Source organism: Nocardia veterana NBRC 100344, from assembly GCF_000308855.1.
In the GTDB taxonomy this organism is placed as follows: domain Bacteria; phylum Actinomycetota; class Actinomycetes; order Mycobacteriales; family Mycobacteriaceae; genus Nocardia; species Nocardia veterana.
The window spans coordinates 38,718-64,170 of sequence record NZ_BAGM01000095.1; the positions used below are offsets into that span (position 1 = coordinate 38,718).

The 25,453-nt window shown below is 69.7% G+C and carries 21 protein-coding genes; 9 read left to right on the top strand and 12 right to left on the bottom strand.

The genetic code is table 11. The annotated features are described in order from the left end of the window. Positions 1-41: 41 nt before the first annotated feature. The 4 genes from ON37_RS34580 (at position 42) to ON37_RS17285 (ending at position 5,427) form a co-directional block, all read left to right on the top strand. A complete protein-coding gene (locus tag ON37_RS34580; RefSeq protein ID WP_373282042.1) occupies positions 42-2,342 on the top strand; it encodes a serine/threonine-protein kinase in 2,301 nt (766 codons plus the stop codon). Between the two features lie 49 nt (positions 2,343-2,391). Continuing rightward, positions 2,392-3,252, top strand: a complete 861-nt coding sequence (locus tag ON37_RS17275) for a serine hydrolase (RefSeq protein ID WP_040720633.1) — start codon at positions 2,392-2,394, stop codon at positions 3,250-3,252. A 126-nt stretch (positions 3,253-3,378) separates the two neighbouring features. Further along, a complete protein-coding gene (locus tag ON37_RS17280; RefSeq protein WP_245553240.1) occupies positions 3,379-4,308 on the top strand; it encodes a serine hydrolase in 930 nt (309 codons plus the stop codon). A gap of 87 nt (positions 4,309-4,395) precedes the next feature. Then, a complete protein-coding gene (locus ON37_RS17285) occupies positions 4,396-5,427 on the top strand; it encodes an ATP-dependent 6-phosphofructokinase (RefSeq protein WP_040720634.1) in 1,032 nt (343 codons plus the stop codon). Positions 5,428-5,641: 214 nt separating this feature from the next. Here ON37_RS17285 and ON37_RS17290 read toward each other — a convergent pair whose 3' ends face one another. Genes ON37_RS17290 through ON37_RS17305 form a run of 4 tightly spaced genes read right to left on the bottom strand, consistent with a single transcriptional unit; the run spans position 5,642 to position 10,328 of the window. Continuing rightward, positions 5,642-7,405, bottom strand: a complete 1,764-nt coding sequence (locus ON37_RS17290) for a serine/threonine-protein kinase (RefSeq protein ID WP_051031701.1) — start codon at positions 7,403-7,405, stop codon at positions 5,642-5,644. 51 nt (positions 7,406-7,456) lie between these two features. After that, positions 7,457-8,116 carry a response regulator gene (locus ON37_RS17295; protein WP_036503935.1) on the bottom strand — a complete coding sequence of 220 codons (660 nt, stop codon included), beginning with the start codon at positions 8,114-8,116 and terminating at the stop codon, positions 7,457-7,459. A gap of 7 nt (positions 8,117-8,123) precedes the next feature. After that, entirely contained in the window at positions 8,124-9,074 is a 951-nt protein-coding gene (locus ON37_RS17300) for an undecaprenyl-diphosphate phosphatase (RefSeq protein WP_040720635.1), read from the bottom strand. A 12-nt stretch (positions 9,075-9,086) separates the two neighbouring features. Continuing rightward, complete coding sequence (locus ON37_RS17305; protein WP_051031702.1) at positions 9,087-10,328, bottom strand: sensor histidine kinase; 1,242 nt, start codon at positions 10,326-10,328, stop codon at positions 9,087-9,089. Positions 10,329-10,494: 166 nt separating this feature from the next. Between ON37_RS17305 and ON37_RS17310 the strand changes: the two genes are divergently transcribed. Both ON37_RS17310 and ON37_RS17315 read left to right on the top strand, forming a co-directional pair. Beyond that, the gene (locus tag ON37_RS17310; protein ID WP_245553241.1) at positions 10,495-13,047 is read left to right on the top strand and encodes an alpha/beta-hydrolase family protein; all 2,553 of its coding nucleotides are present in this window, start codon (positions 10,495-10,497) and stop codon (positions 13,045-13,047) included. An 83-nt stretch (positions 13,048-13,130) separates the two neighbouring features. After that, positions 13,131-13,580, top strand: coding sequence for a MarR family winged helix-turn-helix transcriptional regulator (locus ON37_RS17315; RefSeq protein WP_040720636.1), 450 nt, complete (start codon positions 13,131-13,133; stop codon positions 13,578-13,580). Positions 13,581-13,612: 32 nt separating this feature from the next. Here the strand turns inward: ON37_RS17315 and gatA are convergent, their stop codons facing one another. After that, positions 13,613-15,085, bottom strand: a complete 1,473-nt coding sequence (gene gatA / locus ON37_RS17320) for an Asp-tRNA(Asn)/Glu-tRNA(Gln) amidotransferase subunit GatA (protein ID WP_040720637.1) — start codon at positions 15,083-15,085, stop codon at positions 13,613-13,615. After that, positions 15,086-15,382: an Asp-tRNA(Asn)/Glu-tRNA(Gln) amidotransferase subunit GatC gene (gene gatC / locus ON37_RS17325; protein ID WP_040720639.1), complete on the bottom strand. Its 297-nt coding sequence runs from the start codon at positions 15,380-15,382 to the stop codon at positions 15,086-15,088. 458 nt (positions 15,383-15,840) lie between these two features. Here gatC and ON37_RS17330 point away from each other — a divergent pair, with 458 nt between their 5' ends. Beyond that, a complete protein-coding gene (locus ON37_RS17330; RefSeq protein WP_040720640.1) occupies positions 15,841-16,491 on the top strand; it encodes an ACT domain-containing protein in 651 nt (216 codons plus the stop codon). Between the two features lies 1 nt (position 16,492). Here the strand turns inward: ON37_RS17330 and ON37_RS17335 are convergent, their stop codons facing one another. From ON37_RS17335 to ON37_RS17345, 3 genes are all read right to left on the bottom strand, one after another. Further along, positions 16,493-16,996 (bottom strand): GNAT family N-acetyltransferase, encoded by a 504-nt coding sequence (locus ON37_RS17335; protein WP_040720641.1) that lies wholly within the window; start codon positions 16,994-16,996, stop codon positions 16,493-16,495. Between the two features lie 6 nt (positions 16,997-17,002). Continuing rightward, positions 17,003-19,129 (bottom strand): NAD-dependent DNA ligase LigA, encoded by a 2,127-nt coding sequence (gene ligA, locus ON37_RS17340; protein ID WP_040720720.1) that lies wholly within the window; start codon positions 19,127-19,129, stop codon positions 17,003-17,005. Positions 19,130-19,205: 76 nt separating this feature from the next. Continuing rightward, positions 19,206-19,883, bottom strand: coding sequence for a hypothetical protein (locus tag ON37_RS17345; RefSeq protein ID WP_051031703.1), 678 nt, complete (start codon positions 19,881-19,883; stop codon positions 19,206-19,208). Positions 19,884-20,057: 174 nt separating this feature from the next. Here ON37_RS17345 and ON37_RS17350 point away from each other — a divergent pair, with 174 nt between their 5' ends. Beyond that, on the top strand, positions 20,058-21,314 hold the full coding sequence (locus ON37_RS17350) for an AAA family ATPase (RefSeq protein WP_210741106.1): 1,257 nt from the start codon (positions 20,058-20,060) through the stop codon (positions 21,312-21,314). A gap of 95 nt (positions 21,315-21,409) precedes the next feature. Continuing rightward, positions 21,410-21,766 carry a hypothetical protein gene (locus tag ON37_RS17355; RefSeq protein ID WP_051031704.1) on the top strand — a complete coding sequence of 119 codons (357 nt, stop codon included), beginning with the start codon at positions 21,410-21,412 and terminating at the stop codon, positions 21,764-21,766. 33 nt (positions 21,767-21,799) lie between these two features. Here ON37_RS17355 and ON37_RS17360 read toward each other — a convergent pair whose 3' ends face one another. The 3 genes from ON37_RS17360 to ON37_RS17370 form a co-directional block, all read right to left on the bottom strand. After that, positions 21,800-22,852: a methionine synthase gene (locus ON37_RS17360; protein ID WP_040720642.1), complete on the bottom strand. Its 1,053-nt coding sequence runs from the start codon at positions 22,850-22,852 to the stop codon at positions 21,800-21,802. A 119-nt stretch (positions 22,853-22,971) separates the two neighbouring features. Next, the gene (gene mnmA, locus ON37_RS17365) at positions 22,972-24,093 is read right to left on the bottom strand and encodes a tRNA 2-thiouridine(34) synthase MnmA (RefSeq protein WP_040720643.1); all 1,122 of its coding nucleotides are present in this window, start codon (positions 24,091-24,093) and stop codon (positions 22,972-22,974) included. Beyond that, a complete protein-coding gene (locus ON37_RS17370) occupies positions 24,090-25,319 on the bottom strand; it encodes a cysteine desulfurase family protein (RefSeq protein ID WP_040720644.1) in 1,230 nt (409 codons plus the stop codon). The genes mnmA and ON37_RS17370 overlap by 4 nt, the downstream gene beginning before the upstream one ends. Between the last annotated feature and the right edge of the window lie 134 nt (positions 25,320-25,453).

A 25,453-nucleotide genomic window follows, 5' to 3' on the forward strand; every position in this document is an offset into this window, starting at 1 on the left:
GGGCAGGTTGGCCACCTTGCCCAGGAGTTGGAGGTTCACCGGTGGAAGTGCCGAGGTCACGGGTCGGCACCAGATTCGGCCCGTACGAGGTGCGCTCGCTGCTCGGTCGGGGCGGCATGGGCGAGGTGTACGAGGCGTTCGACACCGGTCGAGATCGCGTCGTGGCGTTGAAGGTGCTGCCCGAGCAGCTCACCCAGGACCCCGTCTATCAGGAACGTTTCCGCCGCGAGTCCCAGGCCGCGGCCCGGCTCGCCGAACCGCACGTCATACCCATCCACGACTGGGGTGAGGTCGACGGCGTTCTCTACCTCGACATGCGGCTGGTTCGGGGGGAGAACCTGCGCACGTTGCTGCGTCGCCAGGGAAAGCTGGACCCTGAACGCGCGCTGGCGATCGTCGAGCAGGTCGCGTCGGCGCTGGACGCCGCCCATGCCGCGGGCCTGGTGCACCGTGATGTGAAGCCGGGCAATATCCTCGTCACCCCGGCCGACGTCGCGTATCTCACCGATTTCGGGATCGCCCGCGACGAGGGCGACAGCGCGCACACCACGGGCAGTCATGCCGCCGGCTCCTACACCTATATGGCCCCCGAACGTTTCGACTCCGGCCCGGTCAGCGCGCGCGCCGACATCTATTCGCTGGCCTGTGTCTTCTACGAATGCCTCATCGGGTCGACACCGTTCCCGGCGCAGAGCGTCAGCGTTCTGATCCGTTCGCATCTGTCGGAGCCGCCACCGCTGCCGAGCCGGGAACGCGCCGGCGTGCCCGAGGCGGTCGACTCGGTCCTCGCGCGCGCGATGGCGAAGGCCCCCGCGGATCGGTTTCCCACCGCCGGACAGTTCGCGGCCGCGGCCCGGGCCGCGCTGGGTCTCGGCGGCGAACTGCCGATCGAACCGGATGCCCCTGCGCCCGCCGCGAATTCGCCGACCACGTCGATGTTCGGTCAGGAGCTGCTCGCCCGCGACTACCGCCGGCCGACGGAGCCGACGACTTTCCAGCCGTTCGGTCCGGACGGACCGACCATTCCGGCGAACTTCCAGCCCCGCGGACCACTCGCCCCGCCGCCGCCCGCGGCCGGCCCGGTCGCGGCCGTGCTGTCGGGTGCCGCGGCGGGGACTGGTCCGGCAGTGAAACCGGAAGGTCCAGCGGCCGATTCGCCCGCCTACGAGACCACCGGGTCGCTGCGGATCATCCCGCCGGCGGACCGGGACGAGCGCGATACGTCCGGCGATCTGCCGGTGATCCGTCCGGCCGACCCCACGCTGGTCCAGCCGAGCGAATTCCAGTTCACGCTGCCCGCGGACGCCGTGGCGGCGCCGGAGCTTCCGAAGCTGCCGACGCGCCGGCCGCAACCGCCGACCGAACCGGCCGACGTCGATGCCTACGACGACCGGGCCGGGCAGGACTCGGAATTCGCGGAATCCGGCCCGCGCACGCAGTTGCTCGACCCCGCGCAGTTCGCCGCCACCCCCCGAGCCGAAGCCGGGACCGGCTCCGGGGAAAAGACCGAGTTGCTCGACATCTCGCGGTTCGGGGACGGCGGTGCGACCGCCGACGGCACCGCCACGCAGTTCCTGAACATCGCGCGAGTCGACGACGGGTCGAACCGATCCCGCTACGACGACGAGCCGTACGACGACGATGCTCGCTACGACGAGGTTCATTACGACGACGAGGCGCCCTACGACGAGGACGACTACGCCGACGCCGCCTACTCCGACGCCGCATACTCCGACGCCGCGGACGACGATCCGGACGAGGCGGATGCCGAGGACGAATTCGCCTTCGCCGCAGCCGATTCCGCCGACGCGCCGCCCGCGAAGCGGTCGCGCTCGGTAGCCGTTCCGGTGGTACTCGGGGTACTGGGCCTGGCGGTGCTGGCCGGCATCGGCGTGGTCGGCTGGCAGGTCTTCGGATCGTCGGGTAACGACCGATCGAACACCGTCGCCGAATCCGCCGCACCGGCCGCCCCGGCACAGCAGCGGGCGACCAGCAGCGCCGCACCGACCACGACCGCGGCGCCGACGACCACCAGCAGCGCTCCCGTCGCGCTCCCGGTCGGCGCCACCCCGTGCGGGCAGAGTTCGGCCGCCGGGACCTCCTTCGGCAAGGCCGCCACCGGATCCTCGGTCACCTCCTGCGGTTTCGCCGAGGCGGTCCGTAAGGCCTACGCGCAGGCCGCGCAGTCGCACGGGGCCACCAGTGCCGCCAGCGCCGAGGCCAGTACCTCGATCATCGCCGTCTCCCCGGTGACCGGCAGGTCGTATCCGATGACCTGCACCAGTTCGGGCAAGGTCGTCACCTGCACGGGTGGCGACAACGCGGTGGTCTATGTCTACTGACCCGACGCCCACCGGGCGCCTGGGTCGGCGGCGGTTGTTCTTGGCAGGTATGACAGTTCTGGTTTCGGCGTGCGCGGCGCACGGTGCGGCGATCACCGCCGACCCGCCGATCTCCGGCCCGGCGACGGAGATGGTGCGGCCGGCGCCGGAGGCCGATGCGACCCGGACGCTGCCCGGCAGTCTGGCGGCCGATTTCGCGGCACTCCAGGCCCAGTTGCCCGGCCGGATGGGACTCGCCCTGATGGCCGTGGGCAGCGATCATGTGATCACGCTGGGTGACTGGACGACCGGCGTGGCGTGGTCCACCATCAAGGTCCCGCTGGCGCTGGCCGCGCTCCGGCGAGACCCGGTCGGTCTGGCCGATCTCGCGGAGTCGGCCATCACGACCTCGGACAACGATGCGGCACAGGCGCTCTGGATCGCGCTCGGTGGTGGTGAACCCGCGGCGGAGGCGGTGGAAGCCGTGCTGCGCGAGGCCGGCGACACCCACACCGATGTCGCCGACCGGCACAATCCCGACGCCCGGCAATCGATCGACGACCCCATGGTCTTCGGCGCGACCCAGTGGAGTCTGGTCGATCAGCTGCGCTTCGCGGCACGCTTGCCGTGTCTGCGCAACGCCTCCCGCGTGGTCGACCTGATGCAGCAGATCACCGACAGCCAGAGCTGGGGGCTGGGATCGTTCGTCGGCGCCGAGTACAAGGGCGGCTGGGGGCCGGACGACGACACCGGCGCCTATCTGGTCCGGCAGTTCGGCCTGATCCCCACCTGGTCCGGACAACTGGCGGTCGCCCTTGCGGCGCAGCCGGATTCGGGGAGTTACGACGACGCCGTCACGATGCTGGACCGAATGTCGGAGCTGCTGGCCGCCCACGTGCACGAACTGCGCGGCGGCGAGTGCACGCGATAACAGCGCCGTCGTCTCATCTGTGCCGTTCGCACCCAGCGCATTTGACCCACGCCGCGCTACCGCACACAATTCCTCGTCTGACGGGTGGTGCCGTGGCCGGCCGTCCGGGATCGTGGAGGTGAACGGGTGCACGCACGGGACAGGCAGCGCTGGCACGATTCAGCGGCGGCGCGGAAGGCGCGGCGAGCCAAGGCTTTTCGTTGCGTCGCCGCCTTACTCGGCGCCGGTCTGCTCCTGAGCCCGGCCGCGTGCTCGGACGCCTCGGAGACGACCCCGACGACCACGACCGAGCGCCTGCCCACGGCCGCCGCACCGGCCACGGTCTTCGCACTGCCGGGTTCGCTGGCCGCCGATTTCAACGCGCTGCGACCGCGTTTGGACGGCCACGCGGGTATGGCCATCATGGCCGTCGGCGGACAGCGGCCGGCTCTGATGGGCGACTGGCGGACCGGTCCCGCCTGGTCGACGATGAAAGTGCCACTGACGCTGGCGGTTCTGCGCACCAACGGTAATACCAGCACCTACCAGATGTCGGCGACGATCACCGAATCCGATAATTCGGCCGCCGACGGGCTGTGGCAGTCGCTGGGCACCCCCGACGCCGCGGCGCGGGCGGTGCAGGCGGTATTGCGCGAGGGCGGTGACACCACGACGGCGGTGCCCGCGACCCGCAACCGGGCGGAGTACTCGGCATTCGGGCAGGCCGACTGGTCCCTGGAGGATCAGGTGCGCTGGGCCTCGCGGCTGCCGTGCCTGCCCGACGCCGATAAGGTGACGAATTTGATGGGCAAGGTCGTCTGGGGCCAGCAATGGGGCCTCGGCCATCTGGACAACACTCGTTTCAAAGGCGGCTGGGGGCCGGATCCGGCCGGAAGCTACCTGGTCCGCCAGTTCGGCCTGCTCAGCACGCCCGAGGGCGATGTCGCGATCGCCCTTGCGGCACAGGCGACTTCGGGAACCTTCGAGGACGGGACCCGGATTCTCAACGATATGGCGGGACTGCTGACCAAACATCTCGGTGACCTTCCGGCCGGCCACTGCACCGCGGCACCGTGACCGCTGTGTGTGGTAGCCGGTTGCTGTAACCGCCGGTAGAAGGGGGCGGGGCTGCGGGCCGCGGCCGCGCGCGGCAAGATAGGCGGCATGCGCATCGGAGTCTTGACCGGAGGCGGGGACTGCCCAGGCTTGAACGCGGTCATCCGAGCTGTCGTTCGCACCGCGAACGGCCGCTACGGTGACGCGATCGTCGGCTTCCAGGACGGTTGGCGCGGCTTACTGGAGGATCGCAAGATCCACATCCACAACGACGATCGGACCGACCGCATCCTCACCAAGGGCGGCACGATCCTCGGCACCGCGCGCACCAACCCCGATGTCCTGCGGGAGGGACTGGGCCGGATCAAACGCACGCTCGACGACAACGGCATCGATGCCCTGATCCCGATCGGCGGTGAGGGCACGCTGACCGCCGCGCACTGGCTGTCCGACGAGGGGGTCCCCGTCGTCGGCGTGCCGAAGACCATCGACAACGACATCGATTGCACCGACACGACTTTCGGGCACGACACCGCCGTCTCGATCGCCACGGACGCGATCGACCGGCTGCACACCACCGCGGAATCGCATCAGCGCGTCATGCTGGTAGAGGTGATGGGCCGGCACGCGGGGTGGATCGCGATGAACTCCGGTATCGCCTCCGGTGCCCACCTCACCCTGGTCCCCGAGGTGCCGTTCGACGTCGACGAGGTGTGCACCATGATCAAGCGCCGCTTCCAGCGCGGCGATTCCCATTTCATCTGCGTGGTCGCCGAGGGCGCGAAACCGGCGGAGGGCTCGTTCCACCTGCGGGAGGGCGGCGTGGACGAATACGGGCACGAACGGTTCACCGGCGTGGCGCATCAGCTCGGCGTCGAGATCGAGCGCCGCATCGGCAAGGAGGTCCGCACCACGGTGCTCGGGCATGTGCAACGCGGGGGTAAGCCGACTCCCTACGACCGGGTGCTGGCCACCCGTTTCGGGCTGCATGCCGCCGAGGCCGTCCACGACGGACAGTTCGGGCAGATGGTGGCCTTGCACGGCACCGAGATCGGGCTGGTGTCGCTCGCCGAGGCCACCAAACAGCTCAAGCTGGTGCCGCACGCCCGGCACGCGGAGGCCGCAGCCTTCTTCGGGTGAGCCGTGCTCAGCCGGCCCGCCATTGCCCGCGGCGCGTTCGAATCCGGCAGCCGGGGTCGCGAGCAGGCTCTCCCGGCGGCGGGGAGCATCCTCGATGGCCGGTGGAGAGAAGTAGTCGGCGGCGGTAATCAGGCCCAGCCCCGCCTGGGCCAGGATCACCGGCCGCCATATTTCATTCGCGCACCGAAGACGGGTTCACCCTGGCAGCTGAGCCCTACATGGGCATGTCGTAGCACCAGTCCCTGAATTCCTGGCTGCCCTTCCCCTTCTTCAACGTCTGCCAGTATTCGTTGTGCACGACGATGAGGAATCGAGATCGGGGCTGATTCGGGAATTCGATGACCATCCAGGTTCGGTCCGGTTCCACCTGTGCGGGGGTAATCCACTGGTAGGTCGTGTAGGCGATGCCGCCGCGGCTCCAACCGGGATCTTTGTGGTTGTACGGCAATCTGGCGACCGCCTTCTGCGCGGCCGACTCCGAATCGTAGGACAACACGGCATATTGCGGCACGTCCGGTGTTGCCCAGCAGTCCCATGCCACCTTCCAGGAATCGAGTCGCATGTCGGGAGCGCCGGGTCCCGGTGTTCGCAAATTCTTGCCGTCACGCTCGCGAAAGCACGACTGACCGCCGTATCCGCCCCCGGTGCTGCCCGACCCGGTCGGCTGGACCAGCTGCGGGAAAACGGCTTTCAACGAGTCGAGGCTTTCGCCGTCTGATCGTTTGTGCTTCACCACGACGACTGCGGCAACGAGAGCGATCAGCACCACCACGGCGATGATGATCACGGCCACCACCCCACCGGAACGCTTCTGCGGTCGCGGATAGCCGGGCGGGGGTGGATATCCGGACGGTGTAGGCGGAACCGGGTACCCCATCGGGACCGCTGCTCCGGGACCGATCGGATCGCGACGCGGAGTGAGGTTTGCAGTCGGCGCCATGGCGGCCGGCGGCGCCGAAAGCTGTTGCTGACCAGGAGGAACGCCCGCCGGGATCCGAGTCGGGCCCATCTGCCCGGAAACGGCGGTCGGCACCGGTGGCGACGCGGGATACCCGCTCGGGGGGCGAACGCCGGATGCGCCGAGGAGCATCGGATTCGGCTCGCCCATCCCAACCGGGTGCCCCGCACCGGCGAGCTCACCCACCGGCGCGCTCAACGCCGCCCGCGTCGCCGCCGCGAATTCGCTACAGCTGCCGAACCTTTCGGCGGCCCGCTTCGACATCGCGCGGGCGATCACCGCGTCCATCGCCGGCGGCAGGCCGGGGCGGCGGACACTCGCGGGCGGGACCGGGAGTTGCAGATGACCGCGGATCACCTCGGTCGGATGCTCGGAATCGAACGGCCCGGTTCCGGTGAGCAGCCAGTACAGCGCGCACGCCAGGGAGTACTGGTCGGAGCGGTGGTCGAGTTCGGCGCCGGTCATCTGCTCGGGCGAGGCGTAGGCGAGGGTCGCGGTGAACATCCCCGCCTGGGTCAGGTGGGTGGAATCCTCACGCAGGCGGGCGATTCCGAAATCGGTGAGAAACACCCGCTCACCCTTGCCGCCCACCGCTCGCGCCAGCAGTATGTTGGCCGGCTTCACATCTCGGTGCAGGACACCGTTGCTGTGCGCGTAATCCAGTGCGGCGGCGACACCTTCGATGATCTGCACCGCCCGTTCGGGGGGCAACGTCAACGGGTTCACCGTCGCGGCGTCGATGCCGTCGACGTACTGCATGCAGATCCACAGCTGATCGTCCTCGACGCCGCGGTCGTAGACGGCGACGATGCCGGGGTGATCGAGCTGCGCGCACAGGTCGGCCTCGCGCTCGAACCGCGCCCGGATCTCGGCATCGGTGTAGAGCTCACGGTTGAGCAGCTTCAAGGCGGTCAGTCGCGGCAGGCGCGGATGCCGCGCCAGATAGACCGATCCCATCCCCCCCTGTCCGAGCAGTCGCTCCACGGTGAAGCCGGCGAACACGTCACCGCTGTTCAACACCTACGTTCCCCCTTCCGGCGACGTACCAGGTGGCGATCCTACCCGGATCGCTCAGCCCGGCGTGACCAGGCCGGATTCGTAGGCGATCACCACGGCCTGGGCGCGATCACGCAGATCGAGCTTGGAAAAGACCTTGGAGACATGGGTTTTCACGGTCTGCTCGGCGACGAACAGTGCCTCGGCGATCTCGGTGTTCGACATCCCCTTGGCGATCAGCTCCAGCACTTCCCGTTCCCGGGGAGTCAGCGCATTCAGCGCCGGGGCGGGTTTCGGACGGGCGCGCCGCCGAGTGACATCGGCGATCAGCCGCCGAGTCACCGTGGGCGCCAACAGCGCCTGCCCCTCGGCCACGACGCGCACTGCCCGCACCAGCTCGTCCGCGGGCGCGTCCTTGAGCAGAAATCCACTGGCCCCCAACCCCAGTGCCTCGTAGACGTAGTCGTCGATATCGAAAGTGGTGAGCATCAGCACCCGCACCGGCGGATCGAATCCGGCGGCCAGGATGGCCCGCGCCGCCTCCAGCCCGTTCATCTCGGGCATCCGCACATCCATCAGCACCACATCGGGTCGCAGCCGTTTGGCCTCGGCGACCGCGATCGCACCGTTGGCGGCATCGCCGATGACACTGATATCGGGCTGGGCGGCCAGCAGCGCCCCGAACCCCTGCCGGACCATGGCCTGGTCGTCGGCGATCAACACGGTGATGGGCATATCCGCCTCAGAGGAATCGAACGACCGACAGCAGACCCGCGACCAGGCAGTACACCGCGAACGGCAACAGGGTGCGGGTTTTGAAGAACCGCTCCAGAAAACGCACCGCCAGCCATGCCGCCACACCGGCGACGAGGGCGCCCACGAGCGCTTGCCCGTGAATGCCGGCGGCCTGCGGGCCGGCCAGCTCCGGCAGTTTCAACACGCCCGCCGCCAGAATGACCGGCGTGGCCAGCAGGAAGGCGAACTTCGCGGTGTCCTCGTGATCGAGACCGCGCAGCAGGCCGCCGACCATGGTCAGCCCGGATCGGCTGAAACCGGCGAGCAGCGCACCCGATTGCGCCAGCCCGATACCCAGCGCATCCTTCACCGACAGGGCGGCCAGCCGCTCGTCGGATTCGATCTGCACCTCGTCCTGCACCGCGACTCCGCGAGCCCGGGCCTCGGCGCGGGCCTCGTCCGCCGCGAAGCGACGACCGTATTCGGCCAGGGTCGGGGCGTTGCGGCGGCGCAGCCCCTCCCCCACGATCAGCACCACGCCGTTGAGGGTGAGGAAGACACTCGCGTAGATGGGTGTCGCGAACATGGTGCGCAGTGGGTGTTCCAGCAGCAGTCCGAGCACGCCGACCGGGATGGTCGCCAGCACGATCAGCCACGCCAGCCGCTGCGCGGAGGTCTCGACGCGCCGGGTCCGCAGGGTGGTGACGAAGCCGACGATGATGTCGCGCCAGTCCCGCCAGTAGTAGCCCAGCAGCGCGATCGCGGTCGCGACGTGCAAAGCGACCACGAAGGCGAGATACGGGGTGCCGTTCTCGGAGTCGCCCTCGGTGACGAGCTTTTCCCAGCTGCCGCCCAGCCAGGCCGGAACCAGGACGGAATGGCCGAGGCTCGAGATCGGGAACAGTTCGGTGACGCCCTGCAGCGCGCCGATCACGATGGCTTGGAAATAGGTGAGCATCGCCGCTAAGTGTTACACGATCGCGGCGCCGTCCACCGCCTCCGGTGCGGCGGTCTCCTCACGGTCGTGCAGCGGTAACCGGGCATACACCTGGAAGCCACCTTCGGAGCGCGGCCCGGCGGCCAGCATCCCACCGATGGCCTCGGCGCGCGCCCGCATGCCGGCGATCCCGCTGCTGACCCCGCTCGCCGCCGGCGCCGGGCCGGTTCCGGCGTCGTTGGCGATCAGCACCTCCACCGCCTGCTCGGTGACGGTCACCGTCGCGGTGACGGCCGCGCCCGGCGCGTGCCGCGAGACGTTCGACAGCGACTCCTGCACGATCCGGTACAGCGCCAAGCCGACGGTATCGGGCACCGCTGCGAGCGAACCCTCGATGGTCCAGTCGATCCGGACCCCGGCGCGGCGCACGCCGTCGAGGACCGACACCACATCCGCGGCGACCGGCTGGGGCGCGTGCTCGGGCAGCTGCCCGTCGCTGCGCAGCACACCGAGCATGCTCCGGATCTCGTTGAGCGCCTCGCGTGCCGAAGCGCCGATCGATTCGAACTCCGCCCGCGCCGCCGGGGATACGTCGGTGACGCGATACGGCGCGGTCTGCGCCTGCACCACCACCATGGACATGTGGTGGGCCACCACATCGTGCAGATCACGCGCGATACGCGCCTTCTCCTCGAGGATCGCGCGACGGGCTCGTTCCAGCTCGTTCTGTTCCTCCTGCCGCACCAGCGCCTGCCGCGACAGCACCAGCCAGCGCACCAGCAAACCGAATCCGACCAGCCCGGTCATCGCCAGCGGCCAGCCGAAACCGGCCTCGGCGAACGAGCTCGTTCCGGCCATGGTGGTGGCGAACAGCAGGGACGAGGCGATCCAGGCGACCAGCACGATCTGGATCGGCGCCCGCACCGCGACCGCGAACAGCAACGCGAACAACACCAGAATGTGGACCACCTGGAACGGCAGATCGTTACCCGGCTGATGCGGGATCGCCAGCGCGATCAGCAATGCCGCGCCGGCGGAGATCGCCCAGCCCAGCGCCGCGTTGGCCCGGATCAGCGCCAGCGGGAACACCGCCAGCGCGGCGATGAACGGCTGCGCGCCGGCCGGCACCTGATGGGTGATGTGCAGGGTCGGCCACCCCACGGCGAACAGAATTCCGACGACCACCACCGTCGCGACATCGGACCACAGCCGGAGTCGGCCGGGGGTCCGCGCCGAGGCGCGCAGCCGTCGCGCCGTTCGTATCACCCGTGTCATACCAACGAGCCTAGGAATCGCGCGGCGATTCGTCCTCACCCCGAAGGGCGACTTCGCACCCCCTACCCCGGTATGAGGAAACGGCGGGCGCGCACCTCGGTAGCGGTGCCGAAATCGATCCGCAGCGGGAGGTCCGGCGCGGTCCCGGATTCCTACCTTCGCCATCATGAGCGAAGCAGTGGATTCGGGTCGAAACCCGATCGGGTGGCGGCACGGCGTCGTCGCCGCAGTCGTGGCGGTGGTGGTGCTGACGATACTGTCGGCGTGGCCGCCGGCCGCTCGGGCGGCTGCCGCCGGGCAGCGGCCGGAGGACGCGGCTGCGCGCGCGGCGGTGCTGGCGCTCACCGGTGACCGTCCGGACCGTGCGGCCGTTCCGGCGGATTTCGCTGCGACACAGGGTTATCGGCCCGTCCAGCTCGACGGCACGGCGGTCGATCCCGGGGGTGAATGTTCGTCGCCGATTCGTCTGCCCGCCGAATTCGACACCGCCTGCAAGGCGCACGACCTCGGCTACGACCTCCTGCGCTACGCCGAATCGCACGGCCGGCCGCTCGGCCCGTGGGCGCGCCGGGCCATCGACAACGCGCTCGAAACCCGGATGTTCGACGCCTGTGCCGCGCGCACGGACGTCGTCGCCCGCCTGCGCTGCACCACGATGGCGACCGTGGCCACCGCCGCCGTCGATCTGAACTCGCGGCGCCAGAACTATGCCGCGCCGATGCCCGAATACCTGTTCGGCCGCAGGCTTTCCGGAACCGACATCGGCCCACAGCTGGTGCACGTGCCGGCCGCGCTCGCGATGGTGCTGTTGCTGACGGCCGCCTTGTTCGCCGTGGTGCGTCGGCTCATCCGACCGGGACGCCGGCCGGCTGCGTCGATCGCGGCGAAATACCGTGCCCCACTCGGCAATTCGCCGGATGCGGTGGGATCGACTGTGCGTTCTGCCGACACCGGAGCCCGGCACGCACGGTTCGGCAGGAAGCGTCCACGTCCCACCGCAGACACGGCGCCCGGTCAGCGAATTATCTTGTCGAACACGACCTTTCGTGGACTCGTGCATCGCCCGTTCACGACTTCGCGTCGTATCGGCGCCACCGTCACCGCGACCGTGGCGGGCCTGCGCGCTGCGGCCGTGCGGCATATCGACAACTTCTCCGCGTGGTTCGGCACACCGGCTGTAGCGGTAGCCGGCAGCAGCGGGAATCCCTGGCGCACCGGGCCGGCGGTCGGCGCCTTGCGCACGGGGCAGCCGGACCGTGGCTCGGCCCGACGGCGTGCCTCGGCACGGACAACCTCGGCACGGACAACACCGACGGGTGCCGCCGGACCCGAGCCGGCCCCGGCGATCTACGCAGTGTGCCGGAACGTCCTGCGCGCCTTGGCCCGCCGTGCCGCGCGGACGCCGCGCGTCGGCACGGTCCTCGCGGTCGGCTGCGGAGTTGCCGCTTCGCTGGCACCGGGTCTGCTTCCCCGCACGTCGATCGCACAGGCACTCCTCACCGCACTCCTGGTGCTCATCGCCCTCGCGCTGGCCGGTGTGGGGCGGAAAGTCTTGCGCCCCTTCGGAATCGATACCGAGCAGCGGCTGTCGCGGTATCGCCGGCCGATCGCCGCGATATCGGCCGTCGGCACAACGGCTGCTGTGGGTCACGCCTGGTTCTGGCAGAACCGCCTGCGCGCGGCGATGGATTTTCCGGCGGTAGGCCCCGGATACTGGCTGCGCTGGGCGGTGGGCGTGGTATCGGTGGTCGTCCCGGTCCTGCTCCTCGCACGCGGTCTACGCCAGGTCGCGGGACATGCCGGCCGAATCCGCGCCGCCGCGCTGGTGACGGCGACGGTGCTGGCGTGCCAGTTCGCCGTACTCCCGACGCTCGTGACCTGGCAGCGGGCGTCGTTCGCCGCCGCCGATGCCGCGGTGGATCCGAGTCTGGTTCAACCGGTTTCATACACTCGGTCGGGAAGTCCGGATTCGGTGGTGAGCTGGTCCTCGCTCGGCGCCGAGGGCCGCAAATTCGTCGCCGAACGCGGACGATCGGTGCGGATCTACATCGGCCTGGCATCCGCGCCCGACCTGGATTCCCGGGTGGCTCTGGCACTTCGGGAGCTCGAACGCTCCGGCGGCTTCGAGCGCGGCCATCTGGTGATGATGGTGCCCACCGGTTCCGGCTGGCTCGACGCGAAGGCGGCGCGCGGCCTGGACGAACGATTCGACGGTGATGCCACCCTGATCGGCATGCAGTACTCGCAGGCGCCGAGCTGGGCGACCTTCCTGTTCGCCCGCGCCGAGGCCGAACGCTCGGCGCGGGCCCTGTTCACCGCGATCGAACGCCGACTGGCCACCGTGCCCCATCCGCCGAAGCTGTACATCTACGGACAAAGCCTGGGCGCGACCGCGGGCAGTGCGGTGTTCGCCGACGATGACGACGAACGCAGCCGTGTCTGCGCGGCACTGTGGGCCGGCCCGCCGGTGGCGACCGCGCACCGCGGTAGTGCGACCATCCTCGCCAACTCCTCCGATCCGGTGGTGCAGTGGTCGCCCCGATTGCTCTGGCGTGCACCGGATTCGACCGGCACCCACCCCGACGCCCCGCGCCCGCCCTGGCTGCCGGTGCTCAGCTGGGTGCAGACCACCGCGGACATGCTCTCGGCCCTGGCGCCGGGACCGGGCCACGGCCATCGCTACGGGACGGATCAGGGCACCGCGCTCGGATCCTGCTGACCAGCACCGCGCCCCTCGCGCCGCCGATCCGTGTGCTATACCGGTTCTCGCAGGTCAGAACTGTAAATCGGCGGAAGGACGGCATGGACAAGCCCACGAATCTGGTGGAATTCGAGACCATGCTGCTCGGCCGCTACACCATTCACCCGCGCTACCGCCGCGACGGCACCCGGCTCGACCGCAGTGCCTACCTGCTGCTCAGCCGGCTCGCGATCGAAGGCCCGATGTCGATCGGTCAGCTCAGCGAGGCCTTCGGCCTCGACACCTCCACGTTGAACCGGCAGACCGCGGCGCTGCTGCGGGCCGGTCATGTGGAGCGGATTCCGGACCCGGACGGCGGGATGGCGCGAAAGTTCCGCGTCACCCCCGCCGGCGAGCGGAGTCTGGATGCCGAGCGCAATGCCAATATCGAGGGTCTCGGGCGGGTCATGGCCGACTGGTCGCCCGACGATGTCGCCCGATTCGCGGAGTACCTGCAGCGCTTCAACACCGATATCGAGCGCCTCGACGGGCGGCCCTGGCCGCGACCCTGATCGGGCCGCGGCCGGGCCCACGCGGGACCCGATCAGGCGATCGGGCCGCGCGCCGCCTCGTAGGCCGCGCCCACGCGATACAGCCGATCGTCGGCCAGCGCCGGCGCCATGATCTGCAGTCCCACCGGCAGTCCGTCGTCGGCGGACAGCCCGGACGGCACCGACATCGCGCAGTGGCCGGCCAGGTTGGTCGGCAGTGTGCACAGGTCCGACAGGTACATCGCGAGCGGATCGTTCACCTTCTCGCCCAGCTTCCACGGCGTGAACGGACTGGTCGGCGAGACGAGCACATCCACGCTCTCGTAGGCCTTGTCGAAGTCCTGCGCGATCAGGGTGCGCACCTTCAACGCCTGGCCGTAATAGGCGTCGTAGTAGCCCGCCGACAGGGCGTAGGTGCCGATCATGATGCGGCGCTTGACTTCCGGACCGAACCCGGCCTCCCGGGTCAGCGACATGACCTGCTCGGCGGAGTGGGTGCCGTCGTCGCCGACGCGCAGGCCGTAGCGCATCGCGTCGAAGCGCGCGAGGTTGGACGACACCTCGCTCGGCAGGATCAGGTAGTAGGAGGCCAGCGCGTATTCGAAGTGCGGGCACGAGACCTCGATCACCTCGGCGCCCAGATCCTTCAACTGGGCCACGGCGGCATCGAAGGAGGCGAGTACACCCGGCTGGTAGCTGTCGGAGTGCAGTTCCTTGACCACACCGACCTTCACACCCGCCAGATCGCCTCGGGCGCCCGCGCGCGCGGCCGCCACCACGGCCGGCACCGCGACGTCGCGGGAGGTCGAATCCTTCGGGTCGTAGCCCGCGATGACCTCGTGCAGCAGTGCCGTGTCGAGCACGGTGCGACCGCACGGACCACCCTGGTCCAGCGAGGAGGCACAGGCGACGAGGCCGTAGCGCGAGACCGTGCCGTAGGTGGGTTTGGTGCCGACGGTCGCGGTCACCGCGGCCGGCTGGCGGATCGAACCACCGGTGTCGGTGCCGATCGCGAGCGGCGCCTGATACGAGGCCAGCGCCGCCGCGGAACCACCGCCGGAGCCGCCGGGGATGCGGGTGGTGTCCCACGGATTGCGGGTCGGGCCGTAGGCGGAGTTCTCGGTGGACGAACCCATCGCGAATTCGTCCATATTGGTCTTGCCGAGGATCGGGATGCCGGCGGCGCGCAGTTTGGCGGTCACCGTGGCGTCGTAGGGCGAGACCCAGCCCTCGAGAATCTTCGACGCACAGGTGGTCGGCATGTCGGTGGTGGTGAAAACGTCCTTGAGCGCCAACGGAACTCCCGCCAGCGGCGAGGCCACGGTACCCGCGGCGACGGCGGCGTCGACCTCGGCCGCGGTCGCCAGGGCCTGCTCCCGGGCGACGTGCAGGAAGGCGTGGAGTTCACCGTCGACCGCGGCGATGCGCTGCAGATGCGCCTCGGTGACCTCGACCGAGGAGACCTCCCGGGCGTGGATCTTGTCCGCCAGCTCGGCCGCGGTGAGTTTCGTCAGATCGCCACTCACTTATTCGCCCTCTCCCAGGATCTGCGGAACCATGAAGCGCTGTTCGTCGACCGCGGGCGCGCCGGACAGCGCCGCGTCCGGCGTGAGTCCGGGGACGACGACGTCGGGCCGCGTGACGTTGGTGGTCGGATTCGGCGACGCGGTGGCCGGTACGTCGGCGGCGACCTCGGTGATGACCTGCACGTGACTCAGGATCGAATCCAGCTGACCGGCATACAGATCGAGCTCTTCGTCGGTGAGGGCGAGCCGGGACAACCGGGCGAGGTGTGCGACCTCGTCGCGGGAGATGGCGGGCACCGCGAAACCCCTTTCGGCAGGTTGAAGCGTGTCGGTGGCGCAGGGCGCTGCGCGTACCCAGCCTAATGGGGTCAAGGCCCGGAGGCGGCAGCGGATGCGTCACCACGCAGGGCCTCCCCATTAGGCACAGAAAACACAGCCTAATGGGGTCAAGGCCCGGAGGCGGCAGCGGATGCGTCACCACGCAGGGCCTCCCCATTAGGCACAGAAAGCACAGCCTAATGGGGTCAAGGCCCGGAGGCGGCAGCGAGGGGCCGGTACGTGGCGGACACAAGGTTGACACCACAACGTCACCACCGAGGCACTGGCACGTTGCCCGCTGTTCGGCCGACAATAGGGCTGTGGCATACCTCACTGCTCCTGCGCCGGCTCGTCCGCACGAGGCAGTGGGTGTAAGGATTGCGAGACTCGGGTATACGTCCGAAAGTCTCGGTCGCACAGGAAAGGAAGGCAAGCACGTGTCATTTCTGCTTCGCGTGCAGCTTCCGGATCGCCCAGGAAGTCTCGGTTCACTCGCTGTCGCGCTGGGCTCGGTGGGCGCCGACATCCTCTCGCTGGACGTCGTCGAACGCGGCGCCGGCTACGCGATCGACGATTTGGTGGTGGAGGTCCCGTCGGGTGCGCTGCCCGACACGCTGATCACGGCGGCGGAATCCCTGGCCGATGTCCGGGTGGATTCGTTGCGGCCGTATTCCGGCATCCTCGACACCCACCGGGAACTGGAGTTGATCGACCAGGTGGCCACGGCCCGGGACGACCGGCTGCAGGTACTGGTCGACGGGGTGCCGCGCGTGCTGCAGGTCGGGTGGAGCACCGTGATGGACATGGGTCCGCACGGCGGTCAACGCCTGGTCGGCAGCGCGAGCGCGCCCGAAACGCAGGCCGGCAGCGTGCCGTGGATGCCGCTCGAGAAGCCGACCGCGCTCGATCCGGAGGCCGACTGGGTCCCGCAGATCTGGCGCGATATGGACACCAAGCTCGCCGCCGCCCCGTTGGGCAACACCGGCAAGGCGCTGCTGCTGGGCCGGCCCGGCGGACCGGAGTTCCGGCCCTCGGAGATCGCCCGGCTGGGCTATCTGGCCGGCATCGTCGCCACCGTGCTGGGCTGAGTCAGCCGGCCCGGCGCATGACCGTCAGTGGAATACCGTTGTCGGTGAACCAATCCCGTTCGGGTACGTGCTCGAAGCCGAGCCGCTGATAGATCCGCCGAGCGGCCGCCATCGCCGGCATCGTCGTCAGCACGACCGCCGGAAACCCTTCGGCCGCAGCGGTATCGATGACGGTCCGCACCAGCGCGGTGCCGACCCCGGCGCCGCGGGCCTGTTCCGAGACGGCCAGCATCCGGAACTCCAGCTCGCCCGGCCGGGCGATATCCGCATAGGGCGTTCCCGGGCGAGCGATGGTCAGCGAACCGACGACCTGTGAGTCCCGCACGGCGACAAGCACTTCCGCGGCGGCGGCCCGGGTCGCGGTATCCGCGAGTTCGGACACGTACGGACTGTCCGGGTGGACGTGCCCCTCACCGACGTAGGTGCCGACCGTCAGGTCCGCGATGGCGTCGAAGTCGTCCGGGTCCGCCGGGCGGATCCGGACCCGGGCATCCAACTGTTCCATAACTTCCTAACCCGATTCTTCGCCGTCGGTCGCCGGCTCCGGTCGCACCGCATCGGGTCCCTGGTCGAGCAGTGTCCGGAAACCCGCCTCGTCGAGAATCGGCACCCCGAGTTCCTCCGCCTTGGCGGCCTTAGACCCCGGCGAATCACCGATGACGACGAAAGCGGTCTTCTTCGAGACGGATCCGGCCGCCTTGCCGCCGCGAACCAGAATCGCTTCCTTGGCCTCGTCGCGCGAAAACCCTTGCAGCGAGCCGGTGACCACGATCGACAGGCCCTCGAGATTGCGTTCGATGGATTCGTCGCGCTCGTCCTCCATGCGCACCCCGGCCGCGCGCCACTTGTCGACGATGGCGCGATGCCAGTCCACGGTGAACCACTCCTTCACCGCGGCGGCGATGGTCGGGCCGACTCCGTCGACGGCGGCCAGCGATTCGGCCGAGGCCGCCTCGATCGCCGCCATACTGCCCAGTTCGGCGGCGAGCGCCCGGGCTGCGGTGGGGCCGACGTGGCGGATGGACAGCGCGACCAGCACCCGCCACAGCGGACGGTCCTTGGCCGCGTCCAGATTCTGCAGCAGGCGTTTGCCGTTGGCCGACAGCGTTCCGCTCTTGTTGACGAACAGCGTTGTGCCGAGCAGCTTTTCCTCGGTGAGATCGAACAGATCGCCCTCGTCCGAGATCGCACCGGACTTCAGCAGATCGATGGCCGCCTCGTAGCCGAGGGCCTCGATGTCGAAGGCGCCGCGCCCGGCCATGTGGAAGACCCGCTCCCGCAACTGGGCGGGGCAGTGCTGCTGGTTCGGGCACCGGATGTCGGCATCGCCCTCCTTCTCGGGGGCCAGCGGCGTACCGCATTCCGGGCAGTGGGTCGGCATCACGAACCGCCGTTCGCTGCCGTCGCGGACGTCGACCACCGGGCCGAGAACCTCGGGGATGACATCGCCGGCCTTGCGGATGGTGACGGTATCGCCGATCAGTACCCCCTTGCGCTCCACCTCCGAGGCGTTGTGCAGGGTGGCCATCGCGACCGTGGACCCGGCGACGGTGACCGGCTCCATCACCGCGAACGGGGTGACCCGCCCGGTGCGGCCGACATTGACCTGGATGTCGAGCAGGCGGGTGGTCGCCTCCTCGGGCGGATATTTGTAGGCGATGGCCCAGCGCGGCGCGCGCGACGTGCTGCCCAGGCGACGCTGCAGCGAGAATTCGTCGACCTTGATCACCTGGCCGTCGATTTCGTGCTCGATGTCGTGCCGGTGCTCGCCCCAGTAGCGGATGCGTTCCAGCACCGCCTCGGCGCCCTGCACGCGCACGGTATGCGCGGACACCGGGAGCCCCCAGGCCGCCAGGGCGCGGTAGGCCTCGTACTGGGAGGTGGGGCTGAAGCCGGCCATCCGGCCGAAGCCGTGGCAGATCATCCGCAACCGGCGCCGTGCGGTCACCGCCGGATCCTTCTGCCGCAGCGAGCCCGCGGCGGTGTTGCGCGGATTCGCGTACGGGGGTTTGCCTTCCGCCACGATCGCGGCATTGAGATTCTCGAAATCCTCGAGCCGGAAATACACCTCACCGCGCACCTCGAGCAGCTCCGGAATCGGGAATTCCGCTGTGGCGGTGAGTTGTTCGGGGATGTCCTCGATGGTGCGGGCGTTCAGCGTGACGTCCTCACCGGTGCGCCCGTCGCCGCGGGTGGCGCCGCGGACCAGGCGGCCGTTCTCGTAGACGAGGTTGAGCGCCACCCCGTCGATCTTCACCTCGCAGACGAAATGGATGTCGGGCCCGGTCTCGGCCTCCACCCGGCTGATCCAGGTGCGCATCTCGTCCTCGTCGAAGACGTTGTCCAACGAGAGCATTCGCTCGAGATGGTCGACCGCGGTGAATTCGGTGGCGAATCCGCCGCCGACCAGCTGGGTGGGCGAATCGGGGGTGCGCAGATCGGGGTGCGCCTCCTCGAGCGCCAGCAGCCGTTGGAACAGCTTGTCGAATTCGCCGTCGGAGATGATCGGCGCATCGCGCACGTAGTACCGGAACTGATGTTCGCGGACCTCCTCGGCGAGGCGTTGCCATTCGGTGCGCTCGTCGGAGGTGGCCGCGTCGGCGGCATCGCTCGCCTCCGCGGCGCGTGCGCTGTCGATCCCGGGTTCACTCACAGGTGGCACAGTAGCTCAGCCCACCGACATCCCCGCGCACCGTTCGGGCACGTCGGAACGGTCATACCGCCGATCGGGCGGCGGTCTCCTCCGGCCATTCGGCCGGCGCCGCCTCGAAGGTGCGCCCGGCATTGGCGACCACCGCGCGGCCGAGGGCGTAGTTGCCGGTGCCGCCGATGATCGCGCCGATACCGGCGGGCAGCACCCGGCCGAACATCAGCGCACCGCGTTTCGCGATGAAACCGACGATGAATTTGCGGGCCATCGGATTGTCGATCGAGCGGACCACCGGAAGTTTGTCGGCGACCGCGGAGGCCCAGTCCTTGGCGGACTGCCCCGCGCCCTTGCCGAGCAGCTGGGCGCCGCCCTCACCCAGCACCACCGCGGCGACCAGCGCCCGCCGCTGCTGCGGGGCCATCGCCGGCATTGCGTGCAGCTCCCCCACCGATACCGCGTAGAAGGCCGAGGCCTCCAGGAAGAAGACCGATTCGACACCGCTGGCGAACAGACCGACCAGCGTGCCGATGCCGGGCACGGCCGCCGACAGCCCCGCGACGGTGCCACTGGTCGTCACCGCGGCCAGATACCGCCACTGCAGGCCGCGCTCGATGTCGGCCGGCGTCCGCTCCGGATGCCGCCGCCGCAACCGGGCCACGTATTTCGCCGCCAGCGGCGCCTGCGCGCCCGTTCCGGCGCGCACCATCGTCTCCACCGACTTCTGCACTACCCGCTCGAACATCTCGCCAGGCCCCTTTCGTCGACATCGGCGACCTTACGGACCCATACCCGCCGGAAGGCCGATCGACACGGGCAGGCGCTCGCGCGTCGGGTGGCGCGTGTCACGTGTCACCGAGGCCGGGCGGAGGCGAAATTCCTCCACCTGCTGTCGCGGCCGGGCCCGGCCCACGGCAGGATGGCTCGGGTGCTGCGTAGTTTCCAGGTGACCAACCATCGATCCCTCGCCGAACCCCAGGAACTCCGCCTGATCTCGAACCGGGCCGGGGCGCTGCCCGCTCCGGTCACCGCGATCCACGGCGCGGCCGGTAGCGGCAAATCCGGGCTCGTCGACGCGCTGGCGCATATGCGCGATGCGGTACTGCATTCGGTGACCGGCTGGGATCCGTACGCGGGACCGGTGCGCGCCCCGCACCTCGGATTCGCCGATCAGCCTTCGGAATTCGTCGCCACCTTCGTGGCCGAGGGCGTGCCCTACACCTACGGGTTCCGCCTCGACAATGCCGACGTCACCGCGGAATGGCTACATACGCACCCGCACAACCGCAAGCGGATCGTGTTCGAGCGCGAGGGTGAGCAGATCCGGATCGGGCCGATGTTCGAACCGGTGCGCTTCGGCATCACCGCGCTGGCACCGTTGGTACGGCCGAATGCGTTGCTGCTCAGCCTCGCCGGGCAGATGTATGCCGAGGCGCTGGTGCCCGCCCACCGCTGGTTCTCGGCTCAACTGGACATCCAGCGCGGCCCCGCCGACCCGCACGGCATCGCCGAACGCCTCGGCGCGCACATCTCCCGATCCGCCGATAACGCCGCCCGGTTGCTGATGCTGCTGCGTTCGGCCGAACTGGGCATCGAGGACCTGCTGCTGGCCGAGAACGACCCGATGTACGCCGACTATCTGCGTGATTTGGACGGCGAAATAGCCGGTCTGACAAAGGAATTGGACGCGTGCGCCGCCTCCCCCGCGCATGCCCGGCAGGTGCGCGAGACGCTCGGCGTGGAACCGATCGCGCTGGAGCGCGAACTGAGCAATCTGCGCGCGGCACGGGACACGCTCTACACCCGGATGGTCGCGCGCCGCGGCACCGGGCTGGGACTGGTGCACACGGGTATCGACGCGACCTTCGACATCGCCGACGAGTCGACCGCCACGCTCGCGCTGCTGCGCCTGCTGCCGACCGTCCTCGATGCCCTCGACACCGGCCGGGTACTGGCGGTCGACGATATCGACACTCATCTCACCGGCGACACCGCCGACCGGCTGATCCAGCTGTTCCAGAATCCGGAGACCAATGCCCGGGGTGCGCAACTGATCTTCACCACCCGCAATCGCGTTCTCATCGACCGCGGCAACGGCCGGTCGCAGTCGCGGCGCACCAGAGTGTGGCAGGTACGGCGCACGCCCGCCGGCACCAGCGAGCTCACCTCGAACTGAGGTCGCGCCGACCACAGCCGCGGCACCCGGCAGGTGACCGCGCACTCCGGACCGGTGCGACCCGGGTGTCCAGTTTGTCCGCCTAGCATGGAGGCATGCTGCTGCAGATCGTGTTCATCGTGTTGATCGCCGGCGCGCTGGTCGCGCTGTTGATGAACTTCCGGCGCGGCCGCGGCGGGTTCGGCGGCCTCCAGCGCGCCCAGCTGGAGGCCGGGACCCTGCGCATCACCGGTGTGAGCCCGCGTCCGGCCGGCCAGGGCGAGCAGTTCGTTACGATCACCGGCACGCTGTCCGGCCCGAGTGTCCCCGGCGAAACCGTGTACGGCCGTTTCGCCTGGGACGTCAACCAGTGGCCGTTCCCCGGCGAAGACCTTCCGGTGAGCTATCCGCCGGGCAAACCGCAGCACTGGCGGATCGGCCATCCGAGTCCGGGGCCGGAGGCCGGTTACTGAGCCGCCTCCTCGGCGACCGGTCCCCGGCCCGCCTCAGTCGAAGCTGAGGGAATCCGGATCGTCGGCGTAGGCGCGGGCCACCTCCGAGCACAGGTCGAGGGCGCGGCGAGCCCAGGTCAGCGGGGCGGCGGCCAGTCCACACGCCGGGGTCACCAGGATGCGGTCGGTGAGAGTGCGACGCGCGAATCCGAGGCGGTCGACGAGCCGCACACCCGGCTCGGCGAGTTCGCGCCAGGTCGGCGGCGTGGACGGGGCACTCGTCGGGATCAGGCCCAGTGCGAGATAGCTCCCCGCGTCGAGGAGCTCCCCGACCGCGTCGAGATCGCCGGTCCCGATGGTGGTCAGATCGAAACCGATTGCGGCGGCGGCAGTTCCGCGCAGGAACGACAACGGCGGCGGTGCGGCGCACGTGTGGATCAGCACGGGTCCGGGCTGCGCGGTGACGACGGTGTCGAGGATGTGCAGGGCCTCCGGTTCGGGCACCGCCCGCACGGTGTTCAGGATGCTCGCACCCCGCAAGCTGCCCTCGAGTACCGCCGTCAGCGACGGCTCGTCCAGTTGGACGACGACCTCGGCGCCCAGCCGCTTACCGACCTCGGCGGCGTGATCGCGCAACCCCTCGGCCAGCGAGTCCGAAAGATCGCGCACGGCACCGGGGTCGGTGAGCACACGATGACCGTTCGCGAGTTCGACCTGCGCCGCGAGGGTCAGCGGCCCGACCGACTGCACCTTGAGCGGGCGCCCGGCGCCGCCGAGACCCGCTGTCTCCCAGACCTCTTCGAGCGCGTCGAGATCGGTGCGGAGCAGATCGTGAGCGCGGCGGGCCACGGCGCCGGGGCGGGCGCCGAGCCGGTAGCCGCGAGTCGTGGTGTCGAACTGCATATCGACCAGCAGGGCCGAGGCCCGCCCGACCATATCCGAACCCGCGCCACGGGCCGGCAATTCGGGGAGGTGGGCGAGATCGGGCAGCTCTCCCACCAGGGTGGCGGCTGCCTCCCGGGGGTCGGTGCCCGGCCAGGAACCGACGCCCGTCGCGATCCCTCCCCGCAGGCTCGGCCGCGCGTCGGACCGGTTCTCGCTCGTCATAGTTCACCCATCTCGATCACGCTGCCGTATTCCGCGGACCGATCGTAGTGGTGATACCGGCGCGACCGGATGCATCCATGCACGGCCGGACGTACTGCTCGCCTGCGGACGACCCCGGCTCACCGCACGGAATCCGCGACCAGCTCCCCGGCGGCGTCCACGCGCTCGCGTCCGGTGCCGCTGATGGTGCCGCTGCCGACCACCCGGTCCCCCAGCGGGTCCGGCAGGTAGGCGACCACGGCCTGTCCCCGGGCCACCCCCGTCAGCGGCTCGCGCAGCCGGGCGATGAGCCCGCCGTCGACCGCCTCGACGACCGCGGGCGCGAGCCCGCCGTGTGCCCGCACCTGGACGACACAGTCGAACGGCTCGGCCGGTACCTCACCCGAGGTCCAGACCGCCCGATCCGCCCGCACGGTCCAGACGTTCAGGTCCTCGGCGGGGCCGACGTGCACGGTGCCGGAATCCGGGTCGATCTCGGTCACGTAGCGCGGACGCCCGTCGGCGGCGGGACCGGGCAGGCCGAGCCCCTTGCGCTGACCGATCGTGAAACCGTGGACACCTTCGTGTTCGGCCAGTTTCCGGCCGTCGCTGTCGACGATGGCCCCCGGGCGCACCCCGATCGACGCCCCGAGAAAGGCCCGCGTGTCGCCGGAGGGAATGAAGCAGATGTCGTGCGAGTCCGGCTTGTTCGCCACGGCCAGGCCGCGTTCGGCGGCCTCTTCGCGGATGCGCGGCTTCGGGGTGTCACCGACCGGGAACATCGCCCGGGACAGCTGTTCGGCGGTGAGGACCGCGAGCACGTACGACTGATCCTTGTCCGCGTCGACCGCCCGGCGCAGCACGCCGTCGGACAGCTGCGCGTAGTGACCGGTGACCACGGCGTCGAAGCCCAGGGCCACCGCACGATCGGCGAGCGCCGAGAACTTGATCTTCTCGTTGCAGCGCAGGCACGGGTTCGGGGTCTCGCCGGCGGCGTACGCGGCGACGAAGTCGTCGATCACGTCCTCTTTGAAGCGATCCGCGAAATCCCAGACGTAGAAAGGGATCCCGAGGACGTCGGCGGCTCGCCGGGCATCACCGGCATCCTCCTTGGAGCAGCAGCCGCGCGACCCGGTACGCAGAGTTCCGGGGGTGGCCGACAGGGCCAGGTGCACCCCGACCACCTCGTGGCCGGCGTCGACCGCACGCGCGGCGGCCACGGCGGAATCGACGCCGCCGCTCATCGCTGCCAGCACTCTCATCGCGTACCTCCTTTCGCACCGGCCAGTCCGGCCGCTTCGGCCCGTTCCACCACCGAGGGCAGAACGTCCAGCAATCTGTCGATATCCGCGCGCGTCGAGGTATGCCCCAGCGAGAAACGCAGCGACCCGCGCGCCTGTCGCGGTTCGACACCCATCGCCAACAGGACGTGGCTGGGCGCGGCCACCCCCGCATTGCACGCCGACCCGGTCGAACATTCGATTCCGGCGGCGTCGAGCAGCATCAGCAGCGAGTCGCCCTCACACCCGGGAAACGTGAAATGCGCGTTACCGGGCAACCGATGGATGCCGTCGGCACCGTTGAGCACCGCGCTCGGAATCCGTTCCCGCACACCGTCGATCAGCTGATCGCGTAGCTCGGTCAGCTCGGCGGTGCGCTGGGGCAGCTCGCGGACCGTCTCGCGCAGCGCCGCGGCCAATCCGACCGCCGCCGGCACATCCGAGGTTCCCGAACGCAGATCGCGTTCGTGGCCGCCACCGTGCAGCAGCGGCACACAGCCCACCTGCCGGCCGAGCAACAGCACGCCCGCACCGTGCGGCCCGCCCACCTTGTGCCCGGCGAAGCTGGCCGCCGCCAGGCCACTGGCGGCGAAATCGATCGGCAGCTGCGCCGCGGCCTGCACCGCGTCGCTGTGCATCGGAACATCGAATTCCTGTGCGATGGAAGCCAATTCGACGATCGGCTCGATGGTGCCGACCTCGTTGTTCGCCCACATCACACTGACCAGAGCGGTGTCGGCGGCGTGCGCGGCCAGCGCCTCGCGCAGCACGCGCGGAGAGACGGTGCCGTCGGCCTCGACGTCGAGCAGGGTGACCTGGGCGCCCTCGTGTTCCTGCAACCAGTCCACCGCGTCGAGGACCGCGTGGTGCTCGATCGCGCTCACCAGGATGCGGGTGCGGCGCGGATCGGCATCGCGGCGGGCCCAGTAGATGCCCTTGACGGCGAGGTTGTCGCTTTCCGTACCGCCCGAGGTGAACAGGATCTCCGAGGGCCGCGCCCCCAGGTCGGCGGCGATGGACTCGCGCGCTTCCTCCAGCAGCCGGCGTGCGGTCCGGCCCGAGCCGTGCAGCGACGAGGCATTACCGACCGTGCCGAGCACAGCCGTCATCGCCTCGACGGCGGCCGGGAACATGGGTGTCGTGGCCGCGTGATCGAGGTAGACCGTCTTGGGCGCCGCTGCGACCGGACCCGGGAAAGCCGACATCATGACCGATCCAGCCTATCCCACCGTTGACCTGCACACCTTGGGGGTATCCTTCCGCGTTCCGCGCACCACCGACGATTCGCCCTCGTATCGCCAACCGGACGACCCGGGTCACTATTCCCGGACCGCCGGTCCGA

Bases quoted from the DNA above. Each gene is read 5' to 3' on its own strand.
- ON37_RS17275 (WP_040720633.1), top strand. From the start codon at position 2,392: ATGACAGTTCTGGTTTCGGCGTGCGCGGCGCACGGTGCGGCGATCACC.
- ON37_RS17285 (WP_040720634.1), top strand. From the start codon at position 4,396: ATGCGCATCGGAGTCTTGACCGGAGGCGGGGACTGCCCAGGCTTGAAC.
- ON37_RS17295 (WP_036503935.1), bottom strand. From the start codon at position 8,116: ATGCCCATCACCGTGTTGATCGCCGACGACCAGGCCATGGTCCGGCAG.
- ON37_RS17300 (WP_040720635.1), bottom strand. From the start codon at position 9,074: ATGCTCACCTATTTCCAAGCCATCGTGATCGGCGCGCTGCAGGGCGTC.
- ON37_RS17305 (WP_051031702.1), bottom strand. From the start codon at position 10,328: ATGACACGGGTGATACGAACGGCGCGACGGCTGCGCGCCTCGGCGCGG.
- ON37_RS17310 (WP_245553241.1), top strand. From the start codon at position 10,495: ATGAGCGAAGCAGTGGATTCGGGTCGAAACCCGATCGGGTGGCGGCAC.
- ON37_RS17315 (WP_040720636.1), top strand. From the start codon at position 13,131: ATGGACAAGCCCACGAATCTGGTGGAATTCGAGACCATGCTGCTCGGC.
- ON37_RS17335 (WP_040720641.1), bottom strand. From the start codon at position 16,996: ATGGAACAGTTGGATGCCCGGGTCCGGATCCGCCCGGCGGACCCGGAC.
- ON37_RS17345 (WP_051031703.1), bottom strand. From the start codon at position 19,883: ATGTTCGAGCGGGTAGTGCAGAAGTCGGTGGAGACGATGGTGCGCGCC.
- ON37_RS17350 (WP_210741106.1), top strand. From the start codon at position 20,058: ATGGCTCGGGTGCTGCGTAGTTTCCAGGTGACCAACCATCGATCCCTC.
- ON37_RS17355 (WP_051031704.1), top strand. From the start codon at position 21,410: ATGCTGCTGCAGATCGTGTTCATCGTGTTGATCGCCGGCGCGCTGGTC.
- ON37_RS17360 (WP_040720642.1), bottom strand. From the start codon at position 22,852: ATGACGAGCGAGAACCGGTCCGACGCGCGGCCGAGCCTGCGGGGAGGG.
- mnmA (WP_040720643.1), bottom strand. From the start codon at position 24,093: ATGAGAGTGCTGGCAGCGATGAGCGGCGGCGTCGATTCCGCCGTGGCC.
- ON37_RS17370 (WP_040720644.1), bottom strand. From the start codon at position 25,319: ATGATGTCGGCTTTCCCGGGTCCGGTCGCAGCGGCGCCCAAGACGGTC.